Below are 23,066 nucleotides of genomic sequence, written 5' to 3' on the forward strand. Positions count from 1 at the left end.
GGAGCGCAGTCCCACGTTGACAACGAGAACAGACAAGAAGACCCGGCACTCGGCCGGGTCAACTTGTCGTCCCCGCAGTGATCGGGGACCGTGGTCTGAATCGATCAGACGCTGCTGCGTGTCCGCGTGCGTGCAGTGCGACGCTTGAGCGCACGGCGCTCGTCCTCGCTCATGCCGCCCCACACACCGGCGTCCTGACCGGACTCGAGAGCCCAGGACAGGCATTCGGCGGTGACGGGGCACCGCGCGCAGACGAGCTTCGCATCAGCGATCTGAGCGATTGCCGGACCGCTGGTTCCCACAGGGAAGAACAGCTCGGGGTCCTCGTCGCGACAGATTGCCTTGTGACGCCAGTCCATTCCTTCTCCTTCAGGCGCGCGTATCACGCGCACCACTCGTCATCGAAATCTTGCTTCTTGTGGCTGTAACCATCAGTTCACGTAGACACACCAAATGTTTCCGTGCTGTTGCTTGTGAATACTTTCACGAATCCAGCCGAAGTCAATGGTGTTCATCGACACGTGTGCAATATCACTCTCCGTGGCCCCTTGCGGGAGGGGGGTGGTGCACCCGCGTCCGTGCCAATGTTCTATGCTACGCCGGTTGTTCGATTATTGCCGTTATGTTTCCGCAGCTAGTGGCGTAGATCGCATTCTGGCGCATCAGGGCGTGACATCGGACACCCGACTATTGCCGTCAGCCTGCGCGTAATCGGAATTTCATCTGACTCCCGGGTCAGGAAGCACCGAGGTCGGCGGCGTTGTCGACGCCGACGGCCGACCGTCGGGTCCGCCTCTCGGAGTCGCGGCGACCCGTGCGGCGAAAGGGGAGGCGCGACCGCAGATCCGGAGATGTCGTCAGGGGGCGACGACGTCGAGGACGCCCTCGCGATGGGTGAAGCGAATCGACTTGAACTCTCCCACGTAATCCCCGTCCATCTGGACGTCGATGGGCTCGTCGGCGTCGAACTGTACCCATTCGACGTCGTCGTCCCGGATCAGGTGGGGTGCCCTGGGCTCGCGATGGGTGAGCAGGCGGGTCGCGAGTCCGATGTTGCGCATCACTCCCGTCGAGGTCGCGGCGAACACTCCGAGTCGGCTCGTGAGGTCGGTGTGGGGATTCGTCCTGATCTCGTGGTTACCCAGAAATGTCCACGGCGTGGTGTTGCTCACGAAGGCGAAACGCACACCGTCGACCGGGTCGTGCCCGTCGAACCGCACGCGGAAGGCGGGTTGATTCGACGATCCGCGCACGAAACAACTGATCGTCGTCCAGAGGTAGCGGCCGGGTGTGGCCGCCTTTCCCGAGTGGCGTTTGTCCTCCATCGCGTGGACCACGACGGCATCCATACCCATGCCCGCGTTGAACAGAAACCATCGAGTATCTGTGTGCCCCAGTCCGATTCGGTGAATCGACGACGCGTCGAGGAGATCGATGAGTTGGCGTGTCGCGCGCAACGGATCCGAATCGACGCCGAGTGTGCGCGCGAACACGTTGGCGCTTCCGCCGGGGATGATGGCCAGCGCGGGGCGCGTGAGGGTGGGATCGAACTCTGCTGGAGGGCCGAGAAGGCCGTTGGTCACCTCGTTGACCGAGCCGTCGCCACCGTGCACGACGACCACGTCGTATCCCTCACGTCTGGCCCGCGCGCCGAGCTCGCCCGCGTGGCCACGATGGGTGGTGTGTTCGACGTCGACGGGTACGTGGGCGCCGAGGGTGTTGACGAGCGCGTCGCGACCCGCGGCCGTGGTCGCGGTCGCAAAGGGGTTGACGATGAGCATGACGCGCACGACTCCCGAGGATATGGGGTCGCCACGATCGCCCACCCTGCGACCCCTTGCTCGGAGCACCCCATAGTCTGGACGGGTGAGTAAAGAGCAGGGCCCAGCCGACCGACAAGGACGCTCGTCGGCACAGCGCGCCGGTCGGCCACCGGCCGGCGCGGCGTCGAGTGTGACTGCGCGCTGCCCGGTTCAACTGCGGGTGGCAGGTGCCATCACCGCGCTCGAAGGAGCGATCGCGGTGATCTTCGCGATCGTGCTGGTGATCCGAGCTGCCGCGGGACATCACGAGGCCGCCATCAGCGGGTACGGCACCGCGGCCTGGTTCGGCATCATCTTCGGTGGTGTCCTGGTCGGCGGTGTCGCGCTGATGCGCGGACGGCGCTGGGGTCGGGCCATCTCGTTGGTCGCGCAGATCCTGCTCCTTCCCGTCGCCTATTACCTGTTCACGAGCCACCAGGTGGGCTTCGCCATTCCGTTGGCGATCGCGGCGGTCGTCACCCTGGTGCTGCTCTTCCATCCGGCGTCGGTGCGATGGATCTCGGGCGAACTCGACGGTGCGAAGTGAGACGGGGCGGAGTGAGACGGGGCGGAGTGAGCTGAGACTTCGTGAGCACAGCGGCAGAACAGTTGATGTCGGTCACACCGTGGAAATAGTGTGTGACAACCGCGTGCGCCCGAGACGCTGTGACCGGGCGGGTCGTAGAGTGAGCGCATGACGCGGATGCTGGCGGTAGCGAATCAGAAGGGTGGGGTCGCCAAGACCACCACCGTCGAGTCATTGGGCGCCGCGCTCGCCGATCTGGACGCGTCGGTGCTCGTCGTCGATCTCGATCCACAAGGGTGCCTTACGTTTTCGCTCGGGCACGATCCCGATCAGCTCGAGGCCTCGGTGCACGACGTACTCCTCGGTGACGAGGAGATCGCCGATGTCCTCCTCGACACGTCCGACAACGTGACACTGCTGCCCGCGACGATCGACCTCGCGGGCGCAGAGGCGTTGCTGTTGATGCGACCGGGGCGCGAATACGCGTTGAAACGTGCGCTCGCCGAAGTGGCCGAGGATTACGACGTCATCCTGATCGACTGCCCGCCCTCACTGGGTGTTCTCACGCTCAACGGTCTCACCGCGGCCGACGAGGTGATCGTCCCGTTGCAGTGCGAGACCCTCGCGCACCGCGGCGTCGGCCAGCTTCTGCGGACGGTCAACGAGGTACAGCAGATCACCAATCCCGGCCTCACCATGCTCGGTGCCGTGGCGACGCTGTTCGACGCCCGCACCACGCACAGTCGGGACGTGCTCTCCGACGTCTCGGACCGTTACGACCTCCCGGTGCTCGACCCGCCGATCCCGCGCACGGTACGTTTCGCCGAGGCGTCGGCGTCCGGAGCGTCGGTGATGCGAGGACGAAAGAACAAGGGCGCCACCGCATATCGCGACCTGGCCGAGAATCTCTGGAAGCACTGGGAAGCAGGCGAGGACGTCCGGACCTTCGACCCGAGCTGACCTGGACTCCGATCACGCGGGGCGGGACTACGGTCAGTCGGCGCCTGTGGTCGGTTGGCGCCTGTGGTCGGTTGGCGTCGGTGGTCAGTGGGCACCTGTGGTCAGTTGGGGTCGGTGGACACCAGCGCGCGGATGGTCGAGCCGTGTTGTTCGACGACCTCGTTGCCGATGACCCGAAGGCTTGTGGTGGCGGTTGCGTCGTCGCGGGGGAAGCCGATGGTGCTCGTCTCGCGCCCGGTCGCCGGGTCGCGGACACTGATGCCTTCCCCTGTCGGGAGGAGGAGTTGCCCCGCCATGGTCTCACCCGGCCCGAGGGTCTGCGGTACCTGGTAGATCGGTCGCATCGTCTGCCCGTCGAGGACGATCGTCGCCGATCCGGTGAAGAAGGTGACCAGCCCTTCGCTGGTCAGCGCAACACTGTCCGACGGCGGGGAGACAGGCCCCTGCACGGTGCTCACCGGGCCGGGTGCACCGTCGGAGTCGAACCCGCGGATGGTTGCGCCCTCGGGCCGGACGTCGCCCCGCCCCGAGGTCGTCGACGGGTCGGCTCCACCGTCGTAGACGGCAATCGCCGAGGTGCTCATGGCCACCACCACCGGTGGCGGCCCCAATGCGGTGTCGGTGATCAGCGACGACCCGTACTGCTTGACCTTCTCGTCACTGTCGAGCACGGCACCGAGGACCGTGAGGCGATAACCGGGGTCGTTCTCACAACGTTCGATCACCGCGACGCGGTCGCCGCTGACGGACCCCGAGTACAACCTGCAGTCCACGCGACCGGGTTGCGTCCCGGGCTTCACCGGTGCGCTCACGCGGCCGTATTCGATCCCGCGCACCAGGTTCGATCCCCATGTCTCGAGGCGCCGATCGCCGAGGGCGAGCACGTAACCCGAGTCGGCGACGAGCGTCATGTTGTCGTCCGCGTCGGAGGTGCGTGCACCCTTACGCTGTCCGGTCGACGAGGCCAGCGCGGTGACCTCAGAGCATCCACGCGAGTTGCGGTACGCCGCGAGCACCTCGTCGCTGCTCGACGGCCAGGCCGCGACCGCCGAGCACAACGAGAGGTTGCGTTCGTATCGCCACAGTTGTCGCCCCGTCGTCGGATCATGCCCGACAACCGTGCCGTGATCGGCTGAGACGACGACCGACCTAGAGACAGCGGGAACAGTCGTCGCGCCCGACTGAGCGGTCCACGCGACGCGCAGACCGCGCGGCACGGCCGTCGCGGGTGCGACCTCGGGTGCAGGCGCCGACGCCTGGGCGCTGTCGGCGTGGCGGACGGGACTGACCGACCACACCACGACACCGACCACGAGGACGACCACGACGATGACAGCGGACACCACCAGGTCGACGCGGGTGCGTCGTTCAGGGGCGATACGTCTCACGGGCGCCCCGCGCGCGGATTGATCACCTCAGTGCCGGATCAGTTGACGCCTAGTCGGCGGTGGCGGTCGCCGGTGCAGCGTCGGACCCGTGGTTGGCTGCGGAATCGCCTGCTGTGCGGTTGGCTCCACCGCGACGGCGGCGTCGCCTGCGGGGCTTGTGCTCGCCGGAGTCGGCCGACCCGTCAGCAGAGGTACCGGACGCGTTCGCCCGGCCGTTGTCCTTCGGATCGGTTGCCTGTGATCCGGTGCTCTCGCCTCTGCTCGCGCCGTCTGCGTCAGCGCTAGCCGTGCCGGTGGATGCGCCCGACTTCCCGCCTCGCGTCCGACGACGGGTGCGTGAGCTCGCGGTGCGCTCGGCACGTGGTCGACGTTCGACCCGCTCGCCTTCGGGCCGTTCGCGCTTGGGTGCCGCAACCCGGCCCGTCGCCGATTCGGGGATGCCGAGTTCGTCGCGCAGGTGTTCCGACGTCGAGTAGGTCTCGGCGGGCTCGGGAACGCCGAGTTTGAGTGCGGAGTCGATGAGTTCCCAGCGGTGCAGTTCGTCCCAGTCGACGAGCGTGATGGCGATACCCGTGCGACCGGCGCGGCCCGTGCGGCCGATGCGGTGCACGTAGGTCTTGTCGTCGTCGGGGCACTGGTAGTTGATGACGTGGGTGACGTCGTCGATGTCGATGCCGCGCGCGGCGACGTCGGTGGCGACGAGCACGTCGATGTCACCGCTACGGAACTTCTTGAGTGCCTTCTCCCGAGCCACCTGCCCGAGGTCGCCGTGGACTGCTCCGACGGAGAATCCGCGCTCTGCCAGGTCGTCGGCCACCTTCTGTGCGGTGCGCTTGGTTCGGGTGAAGATCATCGTCGCGCCGCGACCCTCGGCCTGCAGAATGCGGGCGACGAGTTCTGCCTTGTCGAGGGCGTGGGCGCGGTACACGTACTGGGTCGTGCGCTCGTGGACAGCGGAATCGTTGGCGTGCTCTGCGCGGATGTGCGTCGGTCGCTGCAGGAACGTGCGAGCCAGTGTCACGATCGGACCGGGCATCGTCGCGGAGAAGAGCATGGTCTGCTTCTGCTCGGGCAGCGCCGACATGATGCGTTCGATGTCGGGCAGGAAGCCGAGATCGAGCATCTCGTCGGCCTCGTCGAGCACCAGTACGCCGACCTTGCCCAGGATCAGGTGCCCCTGCTGGGCCAGGTCGAGGAGGCGGCCCGGGGTACCGACGACGACGTCGACTCCTGCCTGCAGCTCCGCGATCTGCGACTCGTACGGGCGACCGCCGTAGATGGATGCGATCTTGAGCGGGCGTTTCGTGCCGTCGGGAAGGGTCACGACGAGGTTCTTGGCTGCGACCTCGAGGTCGCCGGTGACCTGCACGCACAGCTCGCGGGTTGGCACGATCACCAGCGCGCGAGGTGTGTTGTCGAGGGGACGCAGGCCGTTGGCCTCCGCGTGCACGAGACGGTGCAGCAGCGGAACACCGAATCCGAAGGTCTTGCCCATGCCGGTGCGGGCCTGGCCGATCAGATCGTTGCCTGCGAGAGCGAGCGGAAGAGTGAGTTCCTGGATCGCGAAGGTGTGGGTCTTGCCGTCGGCGGTCAGGGCGTCGACGATGTTCTGGTCGACGCCGAGCTCGGCAAATGTGGGGGAGGAGTGGGTGTCGTCGACGATGGTCGTCTGCACGCCGGGTTCTGTCATGTTTTCTTGTGTGCCTTTCGCATCTGTTCCAGCACGCACGAAAAGGCTCCACTGAGAAGGTCACCCCGATCATGTCGGCGATGACATGCGGTTCTCCGCATATCCGGAACAGTCCGGCCTGCGAAGGCGTGGGCTCGATGAGTGCGCGCGCAATGTCTGGTGCCCCGCGGTCGGTGGCCGTTTATCTCGCTGCCTGCGTTTCCGCGGTGTCGCGGTGACGGTATCGGTTCCGCTCGGACGAGTCCGGCGTGCCGACATGTCATGTTCGCGTCAGTGCACCGTTGTCAAGTGTACTTGGTGAAGAGATCGAGCCCCGCCTACCATCGCCTCATGTCGTCTGCCGCGCCCTCCTCCGAGCCCACTTCCGGACCGTCGTCCACCACGTCGATCGATCCGGAGGACCCGGCGATCGGCAAGCTCTACTCGGTGCTGCTCGCGGGCGAGTTCGCCGCGTTCCACCGCCTGATCGAGGAGTCGGCGATGGCGCCCGACGTCCAGGGACGTATCAACATCGCACGCATGGTCGCCTCGGAGATCGCCCACTTCGAGAAGCTCTCGGAACAGGTGAGTCGTTGTGGCCTCGACCCGGCGGAGGCCGTCGTGCGCTACAGCGCGGTGTTCGACGAATACCATCGCGTCACCAATCCCAAGACCTGGTACGAAGCACTGGTGAAGGCGTACATCGCCGATGGTCTGGCAGCCGATTTCTATGCAGAGGTCTCCGGTGCCCTGCCACCCGCACCGCGCGCGGTGGTCGCCGAGGTGATGTCGGCGACGGGCAGCTCGTCGTTCGCCCGCGACGAGGTGCGCGCAGCCATCGACGCGAACCCCGCACTGCGGTCGCCGCTGACGCTGTGGGGGCGGCGACTGCTGGGCGAGGCCATCACGCACGCGCAGTGGGTGCTCGCTGCCGAGGAGGAAGTCACCGACCTGCTCTTCTCGGGCGCGGCATCGTTGCAGGGCATGGCAGGGTTCTTCGACGTCGTCGCCGACCGGCACAGCGCGCGCATGGCCGACCTCGGGCTCGGCTGAGACGGAACAGCGGCGCCCGAGGCCGGGTTGGTTCGGTGTCGGTCGGGTTAGTTCGCTGTCAGCGGAGCGGGTGTCCGCGGTCGGCGGCACTGCACTAGCCTTGTGCCACAGGCTCTGCGGCGCCCGAGTGATCGGGCGCCGGTGTCTTGAAAGGCCCCGTCGCGCGAGTCCCGCGCGGCATCGACCACGGAAGGGTGGCCATGTCCGTCGAAGTGAAGATCGGCATCACCGACAGCCCGCGAGAACTGTCCATCCAATCGACCCTGACCGGTGACAAGGCGCTGGCGACCGTGGAGTCCGCGCTCGCCGGCAAGGAGTCACTGCTGACCCTGACCGACGACAAGGGCTCTCGGTTTCTCATTCCCGTGACCAAGATCGCCTACGTCGAGGTGGGGAGTTCGGAAATCCGACGCGTGGGTTTCGGTAGCTGACAGCGAGAGCCCCTGGAGCTATTCGGCCGTGGCCGGCTGGCTCTCGGGGGCCTGCTCGGCCGCTCCGATCGCGCCCGGCTCGCCGTGCTTCGGTACGTGCGACAAACCGCCCCAGAGCAACGCGACCGTCGTGTCGACCGCTTCACTCTTCGCGATGGGCCGTTTCGCCTCGAGCCAGTACCTGGCGTTCACCTGACTCGCGCCGACGAGGCCGGCAGCCAGCATCCGTGAGCGATACGGGTCAAGGCCGGAGTCGTGCATGACCAGTCCGTACACGGCGTCGACACATGCCTCCGTGGCTCCCTCGACGCGACGGATCACCGCCGGATCCATGGCGTCCGAGGAGAAGATCAACCGGAAGCCCGAGTTGTCCTCGTCGATGAAATCGAAGAATGCCTCCACCGCGGCACGTACGCGCTGTCGGTTGTCGGTGGTCGTGAGCAGTGCGTTGTTCACATCGGTCACCAGCTTTTCCGCATGCGAATCGACCACCGCGATGTAGAGGTCCAGTTTCGATGGGAAGTGTTGGTACAGAACGGGTTTGCTGACCCCGGCATGAACCGCTATCTCGTCCATCCCCGCCGAGTGGTAACCCCTCTCGACGAAGATCTCGCTCGCGGCGTCCAACAACTGTCGCCGCCGCGCGCTGCGAGGCATACGGGTCCCGTTTCTGGTGCCCGATGACGAGGCGTTGGCGGCAGGTGGCATGGATACAGGGTACTCGGGGCTCCGTGCGACGTGACCGGGGTCGCACCAAAGTCGCCTACCGGGGCGACGTGTCGATCGCGGACGGACAGGTGGGTGCTGTTCGCCTCCCCGGATTGGGCGGGTACCTGTGAGAAAGTTGTCCGTGTGAGCCACACAGACAGTGGGCCGTATCGGTCGGGGGACGACGTGTCGACTCGTCGGGATGACGCGGGCGCCGGATCGGGGCGTCGGGTCAGGGCGGGGAACGCGGGTCGGGGTGCGGGACGTGTCGAGCAGCGAGCCACCGGCGCTTCCGCCGCCGACACCACCCGTATCGAGAAGATCCGGACCGGCTCGACGCCGACGTCGTCGGGAGGGCGGCCGAGGTCGCGTCCGCTTCCCGACCAACCGCTGCGCGCCCGCTGGGACCCCACCGACGATAACGGCCGCGCCCGGGTCGACCGCGACGCCCAGCCCGAGCGGAAGAAGCAGAGCTCACTCGGCCGGTTCGTGTCGACCTACGGGTGGCGGGCATACGCCATCCCGGTTCTGATCATCCTGACGATCGTGCTGATCGTCGTCACCGTGCGCGACGACGGATCGACAGCGGATGCGTCGAGTTCCGACGTGACTCCTGCCGCGCAGCGCAACACCGACGTCACCAAGGAGACCACGCCCGTCGGTGCGCCGACGGCGTCGATCACCGACGTGTCGCTGCCCGCGGGCACATTGCCCGACGGAGGTCCCTACACCCAGCAGGGAAAGAAGACGTTCCACGCAGTTCCCGGAACGTCGAAGCAGATCGGTACCGGTCCGCAGGTGTACACCTACACGGTCGAGGTCGAGGACGGGGTCGCGCCGTCGGACTTCGGCGGGGATCGCACCTTCGGCAAGATGGTCGACGCGACACTCGCCAACAGCCGTAGCTGGATCGGTGACGGCAAGGTGTCGTTCCGGCGGATCGACTCCGGTGACCCCGACCTGCGCATCTCGCTCAGTTCTGCCGGAACGGCCAGGGAATTGTGCGGCTACCAGATCAAACTCGAGACGTCGTGCTTCTATCCGCCCGACAAGCGTGTGACCGTCAACGAGGCCCGCTGGGTGCGGGGGGCTCTGTCCTACGAGGGCGACGACGTGGCGTATCGGCAGTATCTGATCAATCACGAGGTCGGGCACGGCATCGGCTACGAGCACCACGAGCCGTGCAAACACAACGGAGCCCTGGCGCCGGTGATGATGCAGCAGTCGTTCGGCGTCGCGAACAGCCAGATCATGGCGCTCGACCCCGACATGCAGGCCGACAAGGCGCTGGTGTGCAAGCCGAATCCCTGGCCCTTTCCCGACAAGTGAGCGCGCTCTGCCGACGTTCCTCTCGTGACGACGATGAGGCAGGGAATGGCGGCAGGGAATGCCTGTGCACCGCGGACCGTTGCCAAGGTGAGTCGAAAACACACCAGACGGAGGCGTCGTAGTGTCCTTGCCACCGCTTGTCGCGCCAGCGGCAGAACTGTCCAATGACGAAGTCGCCCGCTACAGCAGGCATCTGATCATTCCCGATGTCGGGATGGACGGGCAGAAGCGTCTGAAGAACGCCAGAGTGCTCGTGATCGGTGCAGGTGGCCTCGGGTCTCCGACCTTGCTCTACCTCGCCGCAGCAGGCGTGGGCACCATCGGCATCGTCGAATTCGACGTCGTCGACGAGTCCAACCTGCAGCGGCAGGTCATCCACGGGCAGTCCGACATCGGCCGACCGAAAGCCGAGAGCGCACGCGATTCGATCCAGGAGATCAACCCGTATGTCACGGTGAACATCCACGACGAACGACTCGAGCCAGAGGGCGCGATCGAGTTGTTCTCCACCTACGACCTCATCATCGACGGCACCGACAATTTCGCCACGCGCTACCTGGTCAACGACGCCGCTGTGCTCGCACACAAGCCGTACGTGTGGGGATCGATCTACCGCTTCGAGGGCCAGGCCTCCGTGTTCTGGGAGGATGCCCCCGATGGTCGCGGCATCAATTACCGCGACCTCTATCCGCAGGCTCCGCCGCCCGGGATGGTTCCCTCGTGCGCCGAGGGCGGCGTCCTGGGCATCCTGTGCGCATCCATCGGTTCGATCATGGGTACCGAGGCGATCAAGCTGATCTGCGGGATCGGGGAACCACTCCTCGGACGCCTGATGGTCTACGACGCTCTCGACATGACCTATCGCACCATCAAGATCCGCAAGGATCCGGAGGGCGAACGCATCACCGGGCTGATCGACTACGAAGAGTTCTGCGGGGTCGTCTCCGACGAGGCCGCCCAGGCGGTCGACGGCTCGACACTCACCCCACGCGAACTCAAGGAGCGGATCGATTCCGGCGAGAAACTCGCGCTGATCGACGTCCGCGAACCCGTCGAGTGGGACATCGTGCATATCGACGGCGCGACGCTGATCCCGAAGGGCGACATCCTCTCGGGCGCGGCACTCGCGGAGATCCCGCAGGATCGTCCGACGGTGCTCTACTGCAAGACGGGTATCCGCTCGGCCGAGGCACTTGCCGCGTTGAAGCGTGCGGGCTTCGCCGACGCCACCCATCTGCAGGGCGGCGTGACGGCGTGGGCCAACCAGGTCGACAAGGAACTGCCCGTCTACTGAGCCTCCGGGTGGTCCTTCCGGCTCGGTCATCGTCACCCGTCCGTGGAGCGGTGTGCGAATGATCGAGCGGGAATCTCGCGCAGAACGCTTCGATCAGGGTCCGCGTCGCTGCGGCCGATACTGCGGTGTGCTCGGTAATCTCTGCAGACGTGCAGAATCCGCAACCGCCCGATCACGTGCTCAACACGTTCGGGCTCACCGCTCACCCGCCCATCGCGATGGGCGACACCTGGGTGGGCGGGTGGCGGGTCGGCGAGGTGGTCCTGTCCCTCGTTCCCGACCACGCTCGCGCAGCGTGGTCGGCGTCGGTCCGCGAGAACCTTTATGTCGAGGGCCTGCGGATCGCACGACCGTTCCGCGCCACCGACGGCCGCTACGTCGTGTCCGGCTGGCGCGCAGACACCTACATCGCGGGCTGTCCCGAACCGCGCCACGACGAGGTTCTCGCGGTCTGCGATCGGCTCCACGAGGTGCTCGCCGACCTCGAACGTCCACGATTCCTGTTGCAGCAGCCCGCGCCGCCGCACACCGACGTCGACGTGTTCGCCGCGGCCGATCGCGCCGCGTGGGAGGACGTGCCGCTACGGGCCGCGCGTGCCGCGGGCATGAGTGAACCGACCTCCGACGACGGCAAGCGCAGCGTCGACATGCTCAAGACCCTCGCGACCCTGCGGAAACCCGTCGACGTGCCGTCACAGGTCGTGCACGGTGATCTGTTCGGCACCGTCCTGTTCGCGGGTGCTGCCGCACCGGGTATCACCGACATCGTGCCCTACTGGCGCCCTGCGGCCTGGGCGTCGGCGGTGGTCGTCGTCGACTCGCTCGCATGGGGCGGAGCCGACGACGATCTCGTGGAACGCTGGGCAGATCAGCCCGAGTGGGCCCAGATGATGTTGCGGGCCACGATGTTCCGACTCGCGGTACACGCATTGCATCCGCGCTCGACCGCTGGCGCGCTGCCGGGACTCGCCCGCGTTGTCGACATCGTGCGGATGATGCTCTGACGCGTCTGTTCGGCCGTCGCGGCATCGACATGCGGGTCGAACCGCCCGATGTGTGTGCTGCAGCACCCGCATTCGTCGATTCCACGCACGTTCAGCGAGCATCACCGCGTCGGCACGGCCCACCGGCAGTCGCGCAGCACGACGCGACCGTCGCGCATCGGAACGCCCTCCGCGCGTAGCCGTTCGAGCTGCCGCGCCGCGAGATGTGGCGCGGGCCGGCCCGATGCCGGCACGACCCGATGCCACGGGAGGTCGGCGGTGTCGGTGCGCATGATCCATCCGACGATGCGCGGCGACGCGAGGTCCGCCGCGGACGCGAGATCGCCGTAGGTGCTCACCGAACCCTCGGGGATCGCGGCGACGAGGGCACGCACCCGTTCGATGTCGGCGTCGGTCACCGCCGCCATGCGACTGTCACGCCCCGTCGGTGATCAGCCGCGCGCACAGGTCGGGTTCGAGAAACGGCACCATGTGCCCGCAGTCGACGTGGTGGACCGTGACGTCCCCGTCGCGCTGAGTCGTGCACGCGTCGACGAACGCCTTCGTCACGAAGGGCGGATCGACACGGTCGGCGACGACGAGGTGTGTGTCCACGCCTGCAGGCGGCAGGACGAACGGTCGAGCCAGCTCACCCCATGCTGTCGCGGTTGCGGGCTCACTGATGCGCCAGCCGACTCGTCCGTGCGGCCGTTCGACGAGGTGCTCCTCGAGTTCGCGGTCGAGATCGTCGGCCGGGACCTCCGACCATCCCTCGGCGAGCTTCGTGGCACGCGCGGCCTCGGCGTTTGCATAGTCCCAGTTGTCGAGCGTGTCCGTGGCGGCCTCGAGTGCGAACACCGGGTCGAGGCCCTCCGCCGGGTCGAGCAGGACGAGTCGACGAATCCGGTCGGGCATGCCGGCCGCGAGGCGCGTCGCGATCGCGCCGCCGAACGAGTGCCCGACGAGCACGAATCGCTCCGAGTCGCCGAGATGCATCGCCACGACATCGGCGACGGCTTCGACGTGATCGTCGATTCCCCACGGTGGCCGCCACGGCGACCTCCCGTGTCCGAGGAGGTCGGGCGCGATCACCCGAAGCCCGGGGATACGGGTTTCGGAGAAGTGTTCCCACCGTCGGCCGTGGCCTGTGAGACCGTGCAGCGCGACGACCGGCGTGCCGTCGGGCGGACCAAAGACGTAGGTGTGCAGTGGTGCCATGCAGACATCATGCCTCGCCGAGTGCACGCCACCGTGCGCGCCACACCCCGACGTCGTGGCCCGGTGGGAAGTCGCGGGATCGCGTGTCGGGGGTGCGTGATTCGATGTACTCGTGGTTCGACGACAGAGCGAACCGGACCGGTCCGGCACGCAGCACTCCCGCACGCAACATTCCCGCATGCAACATTCCCGCAGGCAGCAACCCCGGGCCGAACGACAGCGGGGGCATCGGGGCGGGGGAACGGCCCTGCGCACCCACCTCGTCTCGTCGACCACCGTCGACGGTGCGCACAACGGCGACGGCGCCGCACCGAGAAGCTGGCCTGCCGACGTGCAGGCCGTCATCGACGGTGCCACGCCTGCCGAGGACGACGGCTCCGGATGGCGACCCTGGCGTGTGCACGGCGGCCCGGGTACCGGCAAGACCTCCCTCGTGGTCGACGCGGCCGTCGCGCGGCTGCTCACCGACGGCACCGATCCGGAGTCGATCCTCGTACTCGCGTCGAGCAGACGCGCAGCGGTCTCGCTACGCGAACAGATCACGCGACGGGTACTGGCCTCGTCCGGCGGGTTCGGGACCGGGGCCGGCGGTGCACTGCGTGAGCCCCTCGTGCGCACGGTCCACTCCTACGCGTTCGCCATCCTGCGGCTGCAGGCCAACGCCCACGGCAATCCGCCACCCCGACTGATCACCGGTTCGGAGCAGGACGTCGTACTGCGTGAACTCCTCGCGGGCGACATCGAAGACGGTGCCGAGTACTGGCCGACGCTGCTCCGTCCCGCATTGGGTACCGATGGATTCGCGCAGGCGCTGCGCGACCTCATGATGCGGGCGGCCGAGCGTGGGGTCGGGCCCGAGGAACTCGCGGCGCTCGGACGGACACACCGTCGGCCCGAGTGGGTGGCGGCTGCGCGGGCGTACGCGCAATACGAGCAGAACATGCTGTTACGCGGTGCCGTCGGCCTCGCGACCCCCGGTGCGTCGGCGCCCGCGGTCGACGCCGCGGAACTGGTCGGCTCCGCGCTCTCGGCGTTCGCCACCGATCCCGACCTGCTCGCCGGTCAGCGCAACCGCATCCGCCATCTGATCGTCGACGACGCGCAGCATCTCGACCCGCAGGCCGCTGAGCTCGTGCGACTCGTCGGTACGGGAACGGAGTCGACGATCATCGCCGCCGACACCGACCAGTCGATCTTCGGATTCCGCGGCGCGAGTCCCCGGTTCGCCGACGGACTCGCCGATGCGGGTTCCGAACGCGACATCGTCCTGATCGAGAACGCGCGCTCCCGTCCCGAGATCGGCCGGGTAGGGCGCGCACTGGCCGCGCGATTGCCAGGGGCCCGTCCGCACCCCTACCCACGGCCGGCGTCGGTTGCGGACGCCGACGCCGAGTCCGACGGTGCTGCCGCCTCGGTGCGGGTGTTCTCGTCGGCGGCCAAGGAGGCGACGGCCATCGCCGACCTGCTCCGGCGTGCGCACCTCTTCGAAGGCGTTCCGTGGTCCGACATGGCTGTCATCGTTCGTTCGGTTCACCTCGCGCTGCCCGCGCTGCGGCGGGCATTCCGATCCGCGGGTGTGCCGTTGTCGACGCCGACGTCCGACCTGCCGATCCACCGGCAGCGTTCGGTTGCGGCGCTGATGACGGTGCTGCGCGCGGTCGCGGCACACGGTGAGCACCCCCGTAGCGGCGACGCGTCGTCCGACGTGACCACGTCATCCGACGACCTCTTCTCCATCGACGACACCGTTGCGTTGTTGACCGGCCCGGTCGGTGGCGCCGATCCCGGCGCGATGCGCCGACTCCGTCGCGGCATCCGCAGATGCGACGAGAAGGCCGAGCGCGCTGCGGCCTCCGCAGGCGGCCCATCCGGCGACGATGCCGCGGTTGCGCGGGATTCGCTGACGTCCCTGCGTGACGCGCTGCTCGATGACGAGGTCGCGCAGCGCTACGTGCGCGCGCTCTCGGACACCGAGGCCGCACCGTTGCGCCGGGCACTCGACGTGATCGCGGCGGCCCGTCGGGCAGATCTCGCCCGACGAGGTGTCGAGGAGACCCTGTGGGCTGCGTGGCAGGCCAGCGGGCTCGAGCGTCGGTGGGTGGGCAGTGCGATCCGCGGGGGACCCGCCGGTGAGCAGGCCGACCGCGACCTCGACGCGGTGATGGCGATGTTCGAGGCTGCGGGTGACTTCGCCGACACGCTCCCGTCGGCCGGGCCCGCGGCGTTCGTGCACTATCTGAGCCAGTTGCAGATCCCGCGTGACTCCCGGACCCCGACCGCGGCGGCCGATGCGGTGACCGTGTTGTCGGCGCACGCCGCAGCGGGCCGCGAATGGGAGGTCGTCTCGGTGGCCGGCGTGCTCGACGGACTGTGGCCCTCGTTGCGGAGCCGGGGCAGTGTGCTGGCCACCGCCGAGCTGATAGACCTCCTCGACGGCGTTGCGCCCGAGGGGATCGACGTGGTCACCCGCGGAGCCGGCGCGCTCGCAGACGAACGGCGCCTGCTACTCGTGGCGTGTACCCGCGCGCGGCGTCGACTTCTGGTCACCGCGGTCGAGGACGGCAGCGGCGACGCGTCGCCGTCGAGGTTCATCGCCGAGATCGCCTCCGCGCTCGGCAGCGAATCCGACGTCGCCGACTCTGCGCCGCAGGCACTCGACGGTGTTCCGCTCGATCCCGGCGTCGACCGCGTGCTGTCGCTTCCGTCATTGGTGGCGACACTGCGTTCGGTCGTGGTCGCGGGTGCAGGCGACCCCGAACCCGACGAGCGCACCAGGGCGGCAGCAGAACTCCTCGCGACACTGGCCGATTCCGACATCCCGGGTGCACACCCGCGTGAGTGGTTCGGACTCGGTCAGGTGAGCAGCGACGCTCCGCTGTGGCGTGCGGACGACGGGCCGATCACGCTGTCGCCGTCGAACATCGAGAGCCTGAGCAGATGCTCGTTGCGCTGGTTGCTCGAGCGAAACGGCGGACGCGACGGCGACGCGACACCGGCGATCGCGGGCAGCCTCGTGCACACGCTCGTGCAGGCGGTCGCAGGCAACATCGACCCGGCCGAGGTGACCGGCGCACTGCGCGACATCTGGGAACGCGTCGACACCGGTGCGGCGTGGTACTCGGCGCACGAGCTCGCCCGCGCCGAGGACATGCTGACCAATTTCCGCGACTGGTTACGCATGTCGCGCGACGACCTCGACGAGCGGGGCGTGGAGTCGGCCATCGATGCGACTCTGCCGGGCGACGACGACGATCCGTCCGTTCGGCTGCGTGGTCGCGTCGACCGCCTCGAAGCCGACTCGGCCGGCAGGCCGGTCGTGGTCGATGTGAAGACCGCGAAGACGGCGGTGTCGCGGGCCGACGCCGAGGAACACGCGCAGCTCGCCGCCTACCAGGTGGCACTCGCACATGGCGGCGCGGCGCAGTTCCCGCCCGGGTCGGACGGGACTCTCGAACCGGGCGGCGGGCGACTCGTGTTCGTCTCCGCGAGCAACGCGTCGACCGGAGCGACCGAACGTGTCCAGCCCCCGCTCACCCCCGAACTGCTCGACGAATGGATCGCGGTGGTGCGGTCGGCCGCCAAGGCCAGCGTCGGGCCGGTGTTCGACGCGACGCCCAATCCCGGCTGCGGACACTGCGCGCTGCACACGAGCTGCCCTGCGCAGCTGCGTGGGAAGGCGGTGATCGATGACTGACCCCGACATCTCGCGCACACGCGTCTCGGCGACCTCGCTGGCCGCTGCGCTCGGACTGCCCACGCCGACCGCCGAACAGGTCGCTGTCATCGAGGCTCCGCTCGAGCCGTTGCTCGTGGTCGCGGGTGCGGGTGCGGGCAAGACCGAGACCATGGCGTCGCGGGTCGTCTGGCTCGTCGCCAACGGCCTCGTCGCGCCTGACGAGATCCTGGGACTGACGTTCACACGGAAGGCGGCCAGTGAACTCGGGGTGCGCATCCGGCGTCGTCTGTCGATGCTGGCGGGCTCGCCCGCGCTGGTCAACTGGGACCCCGACGGCGTGCTGGCTGCCCGGCTGCGCTCCGCCGATCCCGAGGTGAGCACCTATCACGCGTACGCGGGACGACTCATCGCCGACTACGGCTTGCTGCTGCCCGTCGAGCCGAGTTCGACACTGCTGAGCGAGACCGAACTGTGGCAGCTGGCGTTCTCCATCGTGTCCACGTGGACGGGACCGCTGCACACCACCAAGGTGCCCTCCGGCGTGACCGAAGCCGTACTGCGGCTGCACGGCGAGATGGCGGAGCACCTCGTCGAGCTGGACACAGTGACCGCGTGGGGCGACGACCTGCGGTCGATGGTCGACACGCTGCCGCCGGGGCCACGGCAGCACGCAACGCCGAGCAGGGATCTCGTCAGGATCCAGGAGGTCATCGACGAGCGTCGCGAACTGCTGCCGATGGTGGCGGCGTTGCGGGCGGCGATGCGCGAACAGTCGGCGCTCGACTTCGGCAGTCAGATGTCACTGGCTGCGCAACTGGTGCAACGCAATCCGGAGGTCGCCGCGGCAGAGCGGCGGATGTTCCGTGCCGTGTTGCTCGACGAGTACCAGGACACCGGGCATTCGCAGCGGATTCTGTTGAGCACACTGTTCGGTGGAGGTTTCCGCGCGACAGCGGGATCGACAGCGAAGAACTCGAGCGGTGCGCAGAGCCCGACCGTCGCGGTCACGGCGGTCGGTGACCCGATCCAGTCCATCTACGGCTGGCGTGGGGCGTCGGCGGCCAACCTGCCACGATTCAGCGCCGACTTCCCGCGCGGCGACGGTCGACCGTCACAGCGACTCGAGTTGCTGACCAGCTGGCGCAATCCGTCCCACACCCTCGACCTGGCGAACCGTACGTCGGAGGAGTTGCGGCGCAGAGGGATTCCGGTCAGTGTGCTCCGCCCGCGACCCGATGCCCCGGCAGGCACCGTGTCGATGGCCCTCACCGACACCGTCGTCGACGAACGGGCATGGGTCGCCGACCACATCGAGCGCCACTACCGCGACGCCGAGCGAGCCGGCACCGATCCGCCGACCGTCGCGATCCTGGTGCGACGCAACGAGGATTCGGCGCCGTTGGCGGCAGAACTCGAGAGTCGGGGCATCCCGGCCGAGGTGATCGGCATCGGCGGTCTGCTCCACGTACCCGAGATCGAGGACGTCGTCGCCACCCTGCGGTTGATGGCCGACCCGATGGCGGGGACGGCCGCGATGCGCCTCCTGACGGGCGCGCGGTGGCAATTGGGTGCAGCCGACATCGCCGCGCTCTGGCGGCGAGCCACCAACCTCGCAGCCGAGGACTTCGCGGCGTCGGGTGGCACGGTCACCAGTCGTGAAGAACTCGACGCGGCACTCGACGCCGTGCTGCCGACCGAGGTCGTCGACCGTGCCGGCATAGCCGACGCGCTCGTCGACCCGGGCGATGCCGACGCCTATTCACCGCAGGGCTATGCGCGCATCCGTTCTTTCGGTGCACAGCTCGAAGCGCTGCGCCGACGTATCGGGCAGCCGCTACCGGAGCTGGTCGCCGACGTCGAGAACACGATCGGCGTCGGTATCGAGGCGCAGATCCGCGCACGTCGCATGCGCGGCGCCATCACGGGTCGCGAGCATCTCGACGCATTCGCCGAGTACGTCACCGCGTACGCGGAGCGGCAAGGCGCGAATCTGCCGGGACTCCTGGCTTTTCTGGACACGGCCGAGACCATCGAGAAGGGCCTCGAGCCCGGCCGCATAGAGGTCGCCGAACAACGCGTGCAGATCCTCACCGTGCACGCGGCGAAGGGACTCGAGTGGGACGTTGTCGCGCTGCCGCATCTCGCCGCGCGGATCTTCCCCGGCGGGCGTGCCGACACGACGTGGATGCGCAGCGCCAAGGAACTCCCCGGGCCGCTGCGGGGCGACCTGGCGGAGCGCGGCACGGGGGAGGGATTCCCGACTTTCGACATCAGCGGTGCGATCACCAACCGCAAAGAACTCGCCGAGGCGCTCACGCTGCACAAGGAGGCCATCGACGAGCGTCGGCTCGAGGAAGATCGTCGTCTGCTCTACGTCGCGCTGACGCGCGCACGCCAAGATCTGCTCGTGTCCGCTCACCACTGGGGTGAGACCGGCGACAAACCGCGCGGCGGATCGGAGTTCTTCGACGAGCTGGTCGCCATCGTCTCCGACGCTGTCGACGATCCCGCCGTCGATTCCGACGGCCTCGCGATCGACCAACTCGCGCCGCCACCTGACGACGGTGCGACGAATCCGTTGGCCGAGCAGGTCGTACGTGCGCAGTGGCCCGCGGATCGCCTCGGCGGTCGGCGCGAAGGGGTCGACGCCGCGGCGCGGGTCGTGCTCGATGCGATCGCGGCCAGAGATGCCCCGGCACTGTTCGACACCCCGGGCGGCGAGGTGTCCGGCATGCGAACGGCGGAGCAACCGACTCGCGCGGGCGACGGCGCTGCGGACAACGATCCACCGGCGGACGAGGGTGAGCACCCCGAGATCGCCGCATGGCGTGCCGAGGTGGATGCGCTGCTCGCCGAGCACAATCGGGGTAACCAGGCTGTCGTCGACGTCGCGTTGCCGACGCACCTGTCGGTCAGCCAGCTCGTCGAACTCGATTCCGACGAAAGGGAATTCGCCCGACGACTGCGCCGCCCGACGCCGTTCCGGCCCAATCCGACGGCGCGGCGTGGCACGGCGTTTCACGCCTGGGTGGAGCGGTGGTTCGGTGCGACCCGACTGCTCGACATCGATGAACTCCCGGGCGCCGCCGATTCCTCGGCGTCACCCGACGCCGACCTCGATGCGCTGCGCGAGGCGTTCCTCGCGTCGCCATGGGCCTCGCGTACTCCCAGCGAGGTGGAGGTCCCGTTCGAGACCGTCATCGGCGACACGGTGATCCGTGGCCGTATCGATGCGGTGTTCGCGGAGCCCGACGGTTCGTGGGTCGTCGTCGATTGGAAGACCGGTGCGGTGCCCGGCTCTCGGGGCGACGGATCGCCGAAGGCCGCCCCCACGGGTGCGCAGCGTGAGTCCGTCGACATCCAGCTCGCCGCGTATCGACTCGCATGGGCACAGCTCGCGGGTGTCCCGGTGGACCGGGTCAGAGCTGCCTTCCACTACGTTCGGCACAACTACACGCTCGAACCCGACGTGTTGCCCGACCACGACGACCTCCGCGCGCTGCTCGCGCGAGAGTCGGAGCACTGATACGCCCGGCCGATGCATTAGATTCACACCCTGTGAAGCAAAGGTGGTCGTGCTGATGCCCGGACGCGGATTCCGTCGTCGTTGGCGCGGTGATGACCTGTCCGAGGGGCCCGATTACGCGCTCGTCGGCGTCGTCCGCATCCCCGAGCTCAAGCACAGTCCCGCGCGCGCGATCGGACGTCGGGTCATCTTCGCGGTCGTTGCGCTGTTCTTCACCGCCGTTCTCGTCTATGTCGATCGCAGCGGGTACCGCGACGTCCAGGAGAACCCGCTCTCGTTTCTCGACGCGTTGTACTACTCGGCCGTGACGCTGTCGACCACCGGTTACGGCGACATCACACCGTTCACCCCGTCGGCCCGATTGATCAACCTGCTGATCATCACCCCGCTGCGCGTGCTGTTCCTGATCGTGTTGATCGGAACGACGCTCGAGGTGCTCACCGAGCGGTCCCGCCAAGCTCTCAAGATCCAGCGCTGGAGGAACAACTTGCGCAATCACACCGTCGTCATCGGGTACGGCACCAAGGGGCGCACCGCGGTCGACGCCATGATCGGCGACGGCATCAAGCCGTCGGAGATCGTCGTCGTCGACAACAACCCGGGAGTCCTCGAGCACGCGGAGGCCGACGGGCTCGTGACGGTCCGTGGCGACGCCACCAAATCCGACGTGCTGCGGCTCGCGGGCGTCGCCCATGCGTCCAGCATCGTGGTGGCTGCCAACCGCGACGACACCGCGGTGCTGGCGACGCTGACAGCCCGTGAACTCAACCCGCGTGCCAAGATCGTCGCGTCGATCCGGGAGTCGGAGAACACACACCTGATGCGGCAGTCGGGCGCGAACTCGGTGGTCGTTTCGTCGGAGACCGCCGGCAGGCTCCTGGGGATCGCGACGATGACGCCGTCGGTCGTCGAGGTGATCGAGGACCTGCTGACCCCCGACGCCGGATACGCCATCGCCGAGCGCGAGGTCGACCCGACCGAGACGGGCGGTTCGCCCGCGCACACTCGTGACATCGTGCTCGGCGTCGTCCGAAACGGTGTACTGCATCGCGTCGACGACAGCGAGGTCGAGCAGATCGAAGCGGGCGATCGACTGCTGTACGTGCGGAAGGGACCCGCCGACTGACGGAGGGGTCCGGCGGGGGCCCGCACGCTCGGTGCGCTGCGACCCGCCGCGCATGCGCCCCGGCGTGCCTCGAGCGTCGCGATCGGGGTAGAACAGTCGCATGGGCGCCTTTGTCTTCGACCAACCGCCGCTGCTGTCCCGGGGCACGTTCGACCGTGCCGACGAAATCCGTGACGAACCCGACCGGATGGTGGCCGGCTGGCCGACCGCACGTGTGCTGCCCGTCGACAGGGGCGGTCGCTATCCGGTGGACGCCGACGGCGCGCTGCGTTGGGCCGACGCGTCGACATTCGGTGATCGGCCACCGACCGACGCAGTCTTCCTCGCACACACCGACACCGATCTGTGGACCATCAGGGTCGACGAACTCGACGGCAAGACCGCCGACCCGCGACGTGGTGCCACCCGACTCGACGCTGACGAGGCGGGGCTGCTCGCCACCGCGCTCGGCATCCTCAACTGGCATGCGACAGCGCGGTTCTCGCCGGTCGACGGCTCGCTGACCGTGCCCGCGCGCGGCGGCTGGGTGCGTCGCAATCCGGAGACCGGTGTCGACGAGTTCCCGCGCACCGATCCCGCGATCATCACCGTGGTGCACGACGGCGCCGACCGTATCCTGCTCGGTCGTCAGGCCGTCTGGCCCGAGCGCTGGTATTCGACGCTCGCCGGATTCGTCGAACCAGGAGAGTCGTTGGAGCAGTGCGTGATACGGGAAGTGCACGAAGAGGTCGGCATCACCGTGCACGCGCCGCGCTACCTCGGTTCACAACCATGGCCGTTTCCCCGGTCGCTGATGCTCGGGTTCTCCGCACTCGGCGACCCGGACGAACCGCTGCGATTCCTCGATGGCGAGATCGGTGACGCGCAGTGGTTCACCCGCGCCGAGGTCCTCGATGCACTCGACCGCGGCGAGGAGTGGCTGCGGGGAATGCCCGAACCCGACGGTGCCGGACGAGCTGTGGCCGATGGCGAGGAGGCTCCGCGCCTCCTGCTACCGGGGTCGATCTCGATCGCGCGTGCGCTGGTCGAGGCCTGGGCCAGAACACCCGCCTGAGCGTGCGCCCATGGCCGTCGACTGTGCGCTTCTGGTCGCCGACTGTGCGGGTCAGACGCCGAGCTTCTTCTTCACGTCGCTGATCGACGGATTCGTGGCGGTCGTGCCGTCCGAGTAGAGCACCGTCGGGACGACGTGGTTGCCGCCATTGACGCTGCCGACGAACTCGGCGGCGTCGGGGTTGCGCTCGATGTCGATCTCGGTCCACTCGAGGCCGGAGCTGCGCAGGGCTGTCTTGAGTCGGGCGCAGTACCCGCACCACGACGTCGTGTACATGGTCAGTGCCGCGGGAGTCTGGGCTGCAGGAGTCTGGGCCGCGGGAG

Annotated in this window: 20 protein-coding genes; 11 read left to right on the plus strand and 9 right to left on the minus strand. The window is 68.0% G+C overall.

Going from position 1 to position 23,066, the window contains the following annotated elements:
* Positions 1-104 precede the first annotated feature (104 nt).
* Together LK459_RS16880 and LK459_RS16885 are read right to left on the minus strand one after the other, a co-directional pair.
* Positions 105-359 carry a WhiB family transcriptional regulator gene (locus tag LK459_RS16880; RefSeq protein ID WP_005170735.1) on the minus strand — a complete coding sequence of 85 codons (255 nt, stop codon included), beginning with the start codon at positions 357-359 and terminating at the stop codon, positions 105-107.
* Positions 360-857: 498 nt separating this feature from the next.
* Complete coding sequence (locus tag LK459_RS16885; protein ID WP_227923827.1) at positions 858-1,781, minus strand: diacylglycerol/lipid kinase family protein; 924 nt, start codon at positions 1,779-1,781, stop codon at positions 858-860.
* Between the two features lie 172 nt (positions 1,782-1,953).
* Between LK459_RS16885 and LK459_RS16890 the strand changes: the two genes are divergently transcribed.
* Positions 1,954-2,349, plus strand: coding sequence for a hypothetical protein (locus LK459_RS16890; protein WP_051998006.1), 396 nt, complete (start codon positions 1,954-1,956; stop codon positions 2,347-2,349).
* Between the two features lie 147 nt (positions 2,350-2,496).
* A complete protein-coding gene (locus LK459_RS16895; RefSeq protein ID WP_227919700.1) occupies positions 2,497-3,288 on the plus strand; it encodes a ParA family protein in 792 nt (263 codons plus the stop codon).
* Positions 3,289-3,389: 101 nt separating this feature from the next.
* On the opposite strand, the gene LK459_RS16900 is transcribed toward LK459_RS16895, so the two are convergent.
* Positions 3,390-4,676: an Rv3212 family protein gene (locus LK459_RS16900; RefSeq protein WP_227919701.1), complete on the minus strand. Its 1,287-nt coding sequence runs from the start codon at positions 4,674-4,676 to the stop codon at positions 3,390-3,392.
* A 49-nt stretch (positions 4,677-4,725) separates the two neighbouring features.
* Complete coding sequence (locus LK459_RS16905) at positions 4,726-6,366, minus strand: DEAD/DEAH box helicase (protein WP_227919703.1); 1,641 nt, start codon at positions 6,364-6,366, stop codon at positions 4,726-4,728.
* Between the two features lie 330 nt (positions 6,367-6,696).
* Between LK459_RS16905 and LK459_RS16910 the strand changes: the two genes are divergently transcribed.
* Both LK459_RS16910 and LK459_RS16915 read left to right on the plus strand, forming a co-directional pair.
* A complete protein-coding gene (locus LK459_RS16910) occupies positions 6,697-7,398 on the plus strand; it encodes a ferritin-like fold-containing protein (RefSeq protein ID WP_227919704.1) in 702 nt (233 codons plus the stop codon).
* Positions 7,399-7,598: 200 nt separating this feature from the next.
* On the plus strand, positions 7,599-7,829 hold the full coding sequence (locus LK459_RS16915) for a DUF3107 domain-containing protein (RefSeq protein WP_039994290.1): 231 nt from the start codon (positions 7,599-7,601) through the stop codon (positions 7,827-7,829).
* Between the two features lie 18 nt (positions 7,830-7,847).
* Here LK459_RS16915 and LK459_RS16920 read toward each other — a convergent pair whose 3' ends face one another.
* Complete coding sequence (locus LK459_RS16920) at positions 7,848-8,537, minus strand: TetR/AcrR family transcriptional regulator (RefSeq protein ID WP_007239949.1); 690 nt, start codon at positions 8,535-8,537, stop codon at positions 7,848-7,850.
* Positions 8,538-8,681: 144 nt separating this feature from the next.
* Here LK459_RS16920 and LK459_RS16925 point away from each other — a divergent pair, with 144 nt between their 5' ends.
* The 3 genes from LK459_RS16925 to LK459_RS16935 all read left to right on the plus strand — a co-directional run bounded on the left by LK459_RS16925 (position 8,682) and on the right by LK459_RS16935 (position 12,164).
* On the plus strand, positions 8,682-9,866 hold the full coding sequence (locus tag LK459_RS16925; protein WP_407648606.1) for a DUF3152 domain-containing protein: 1,185 nt from the start codon (positions 8,682-8,684) through the stop codon (positions 9,864-9,866).
* Between the two features lie 121 nt (positions 9,867-9,987).
* On the plus strand, positions 9,988-11,160 hold the full coding sequence (gene moeZ / locus LK459_RS16930; RefSeq protein WP_227919705.1) for an adenylyltransferase/sulfurtransferase MoeZ: 1,173 nt from the start codon (positions 9,988-9,990) through the stop codon (positions 11,158-11,160).
* Between the two features lie 149 nt (positions 11,161-11,309).
* Positions 11,310-12,164: a TIGR02569 family protein gene (locus tag LK459_RS16935; protein ID WP_227919706.1), complete on the plus strand. Its 855-nt coding sequence runs from the start codon at positions 11,310-11,312 to the stop codon at positions 12,162-12,164.
* A 101-nt stretch (positions 12,165-12,265) separates the two neighbouring features.
* Here LK459_RS16935 and LK459_RS16940 read toward each other — a convergent pair whose 3' ends face one another.
* Genes LK459_RS16940 through LK459_RS16950 form a run of 3 tightly spaced genes read right to left on the minus strand, consistent with a single transcriptional unit; the run spans position 12,266 to position 13,548 of the window.
* Positions 12,266-12,571 (minus strand): MGMT family protein, encoded by a 306-nt coding sequence (locus LK459_RS16940; protein ID WP_227919707.1) that lies wholly within the window; start codon positions 12,569-12,571, stop codon positions 12,266-12,268.
* A 7-nt stretch (positions 12,572-12,578) separates the two neighbouring features.
* Positions 12,579-13,361 (minus strand): alpha/beta hydrolase, encoded by a 783-nt coding sequence (locus tag LK459_RS16945; RefSeq protein ID WP_227919708.1) that lies wholly within the window; start codon positions 13,359-13,361, stop codon positions 12,579-12,581.
* Positions 13,362-13,368: 7 nt separating this feature from the next.
* Positions 13,369-13,548: a hypothetical protein gene (locus tag LK459_RS16950; protein ID WP_227919710.1), complete on the minus strand. Its 180-nt coding sequence runs from the start codon at positions 13,546-13,548 to the stop codon at positions 13,369-13,371.
* Between LK459_RS16950 and LK459_RS16955 the strand changes: the two genes are divergently transcribed.
* The 4 genes from LK459_RS16955 to nudC all read left to right on the plus strand — a co-directional run bounded on the left by LK459_RS16955 (position 13,540) and on the right by nudC (position 22,743).
* Positions 13,540-17,055 carry an ATP-dependent helicase gene (locus tag LK459_RS16955; RefSeq protein WP_227919711.1) on the plus strand — a complete coding sequence of 1,172 codons (3,516 nt, stop codon included), beginning with the start codon at positions 13,540-13,542 and terminating at the stop codon, positions 17,053-17,055. The two genes, LK459_RS16950 and LK459_RS16955, sit on opposite strands and share 9 nt — an antisense overlap.
* Entirely contained in the window at positions 17,048-20,563 is a 3,516-nt protein-coding gene (locus LK459_RS16960; RefSeq protein ID WP_227919713.1) for an ATP-dependent helicase, read from the plus strand. Before LK459_RS16955 ends, LK459_RS16960 begins: the two co-directional genes overlap by 8 nt.
* A 55-nt stretch (positions 20,564-20,618) precedes the next feature.
* Positions 20,619-21,689, plus strand: coding sequence for a potassium channel family protein (locus LK459_RS16965; protein ID WP_007239941.1), 1,071 nt, complete (start codon positions 20,619-20,621; stop codon positions 21,687-21,689).
* A gap of 100 nt (positions 21,690-21,789) precedes the next feature.
* On the plus strand, positions 21,790-22,743 hold the full coding sequence (gene nudC, locus LK459_RS16970) for an NAD(+) diphosphatase (RefSeq protein WP_227919714.1): 954 nt from the start codon (positions 21,790-21,792) through the stop codon (positions 22,741-22,743).
* Between the two features lie 51 nt (positions 22,744-22,794).
* On the opposite strand, the gene LK459_RS16975 is transcribed toward nudC, so the two are convergent.
* Positions 22,795-23,019: a mycoredoxin gene (locus LK459_RS16975; protein ID WP_085949820.1), complete on the minus strand. Its 225-nt coding sequence runs from the start codon at positions 23,017-23,019 to the stop codon at positions 22,795-22,797.
* Positions 23,020-23,066 lie beyond the last annotated feature (47 nt).

It is taken from the genome of Gordonia otitidis (assembly GCF_020735545.1).
In the GTDB taxonomy this organism is placed as follows: domain Bacteria; phylum Actinomycetota; class Actinomycetes; order Mycobacteriales; family Mycobacteriaceae; genus Gordonia; species Gordonia otitidis.

Excerpts from the sequence above, each read along its gene's own strand:
- LK459_RS16880 (WP_005170735.1), bottom strand. The coding sequence starts at position 359 with ATGGACTGGCGTCACAAGGCAATCTGTCGCGACGAGGACCCCGAGCTG.
- LK459_RS16885 (WP_227923827.1), bottom strand. The coding sequence starts at position 1,781 with ATGCTCATCGTCAACCCCTTTGCGACCGCGACCACGGCCGCGGGTCGC.
- LK459_RS16895 (WP_227919700.1), top strand. The coding sequence starts at position 2,497 with ATGACGCGGATGCTGGCGGTAGCGAATCAGAAGGGTGGGGTCGCCAAG.
- LK459_RS16905 (WP_227919703.1), bottom strand. The coding sequence starts at position 6,366 with ATGACAGAACCCGGCGTGCAGACGACCATCGTCGACGACACCCACTCC.
- LK459_RS16910 (WP_227919704.1), top strand. The coding sequence starts at position 6,697 with ATGTCGTCTGCCGCGCCCTCCTCCGAGCCCACTTCCGGACCGTCGTCC.
- LK459_RS16915 (WP_039994290.1), top strand. The coding sequence starts at position 7,599 with ATGTCCGTCGAAGTGAAGATCGGCATCACCGACAGCCCGCGAGAACTG.
- LK459_RS16920 (WP_007239949.1), bottom strand. The coding sequence starts at position 8,537 with ATGCCACCTGCCGCCAACGCCTCGTCATCGGGCACCAGAAACGGGACC.
- LK459_RS16940 (WP_227919707.1), bottom strand. The coding sequence starts at position 12,571 with ATGGCGGCGGTGACCGACGCCGACATCGAACGGGTGCGTGCCCTCGTC.
- LK459_RS16945 (WP_227919708.1), bottom strand. The coding sequence starts at position 13,361 with ATGGCACCACTGCACACCTACGTCTTTGGTCCGCCCGACGGCACGCCG.
- LK459_RS16955 (WP_227919711.1), top strand. The coding sequence starts at position 13,540 with ATGCAACATTCCCGCAGGCAGCAACCCCGGGCCGAACGACAGCGGGGG.
- LK459_RS16950 (WP_227919710.1), bottom strand. The coding sequence starts at position 13,548 with ATGTTGCATGCGGGAATGTTGCGTGCGGGAGTGCTGCGTGCCGGACCG.
- LK459_RS16960 (WP_227919713.1), top strand. The coding sequence starts at position 17,048 with ATGACTGACCCCGACATCTCGCGCACACGCGTCTCGGCGACCTCGCTG.
- LK459_RS16965 (WP_007239941.1), top strand. The coding sequence starts at position 20,619 with ATGCCCGGACGCGGATTCCGTCGTCGTTGGCGCGGTGATGACCTGTCC.
- nudC (WP_227919714.1), top strand. The coding sequence starts at position 21,790 with ATGGGCGCCTTTGTCTTCGACCAACCGCCGCTGCTGTCCCGGGGCACG.
- LK459_RS16975 (WP_085949820.1), bottom strand. The coding sequence starts at position 23,019 with ATGTACACGACGTCGTGGTGCGGGTACTGCGCCCGACTCAAGACAGCC.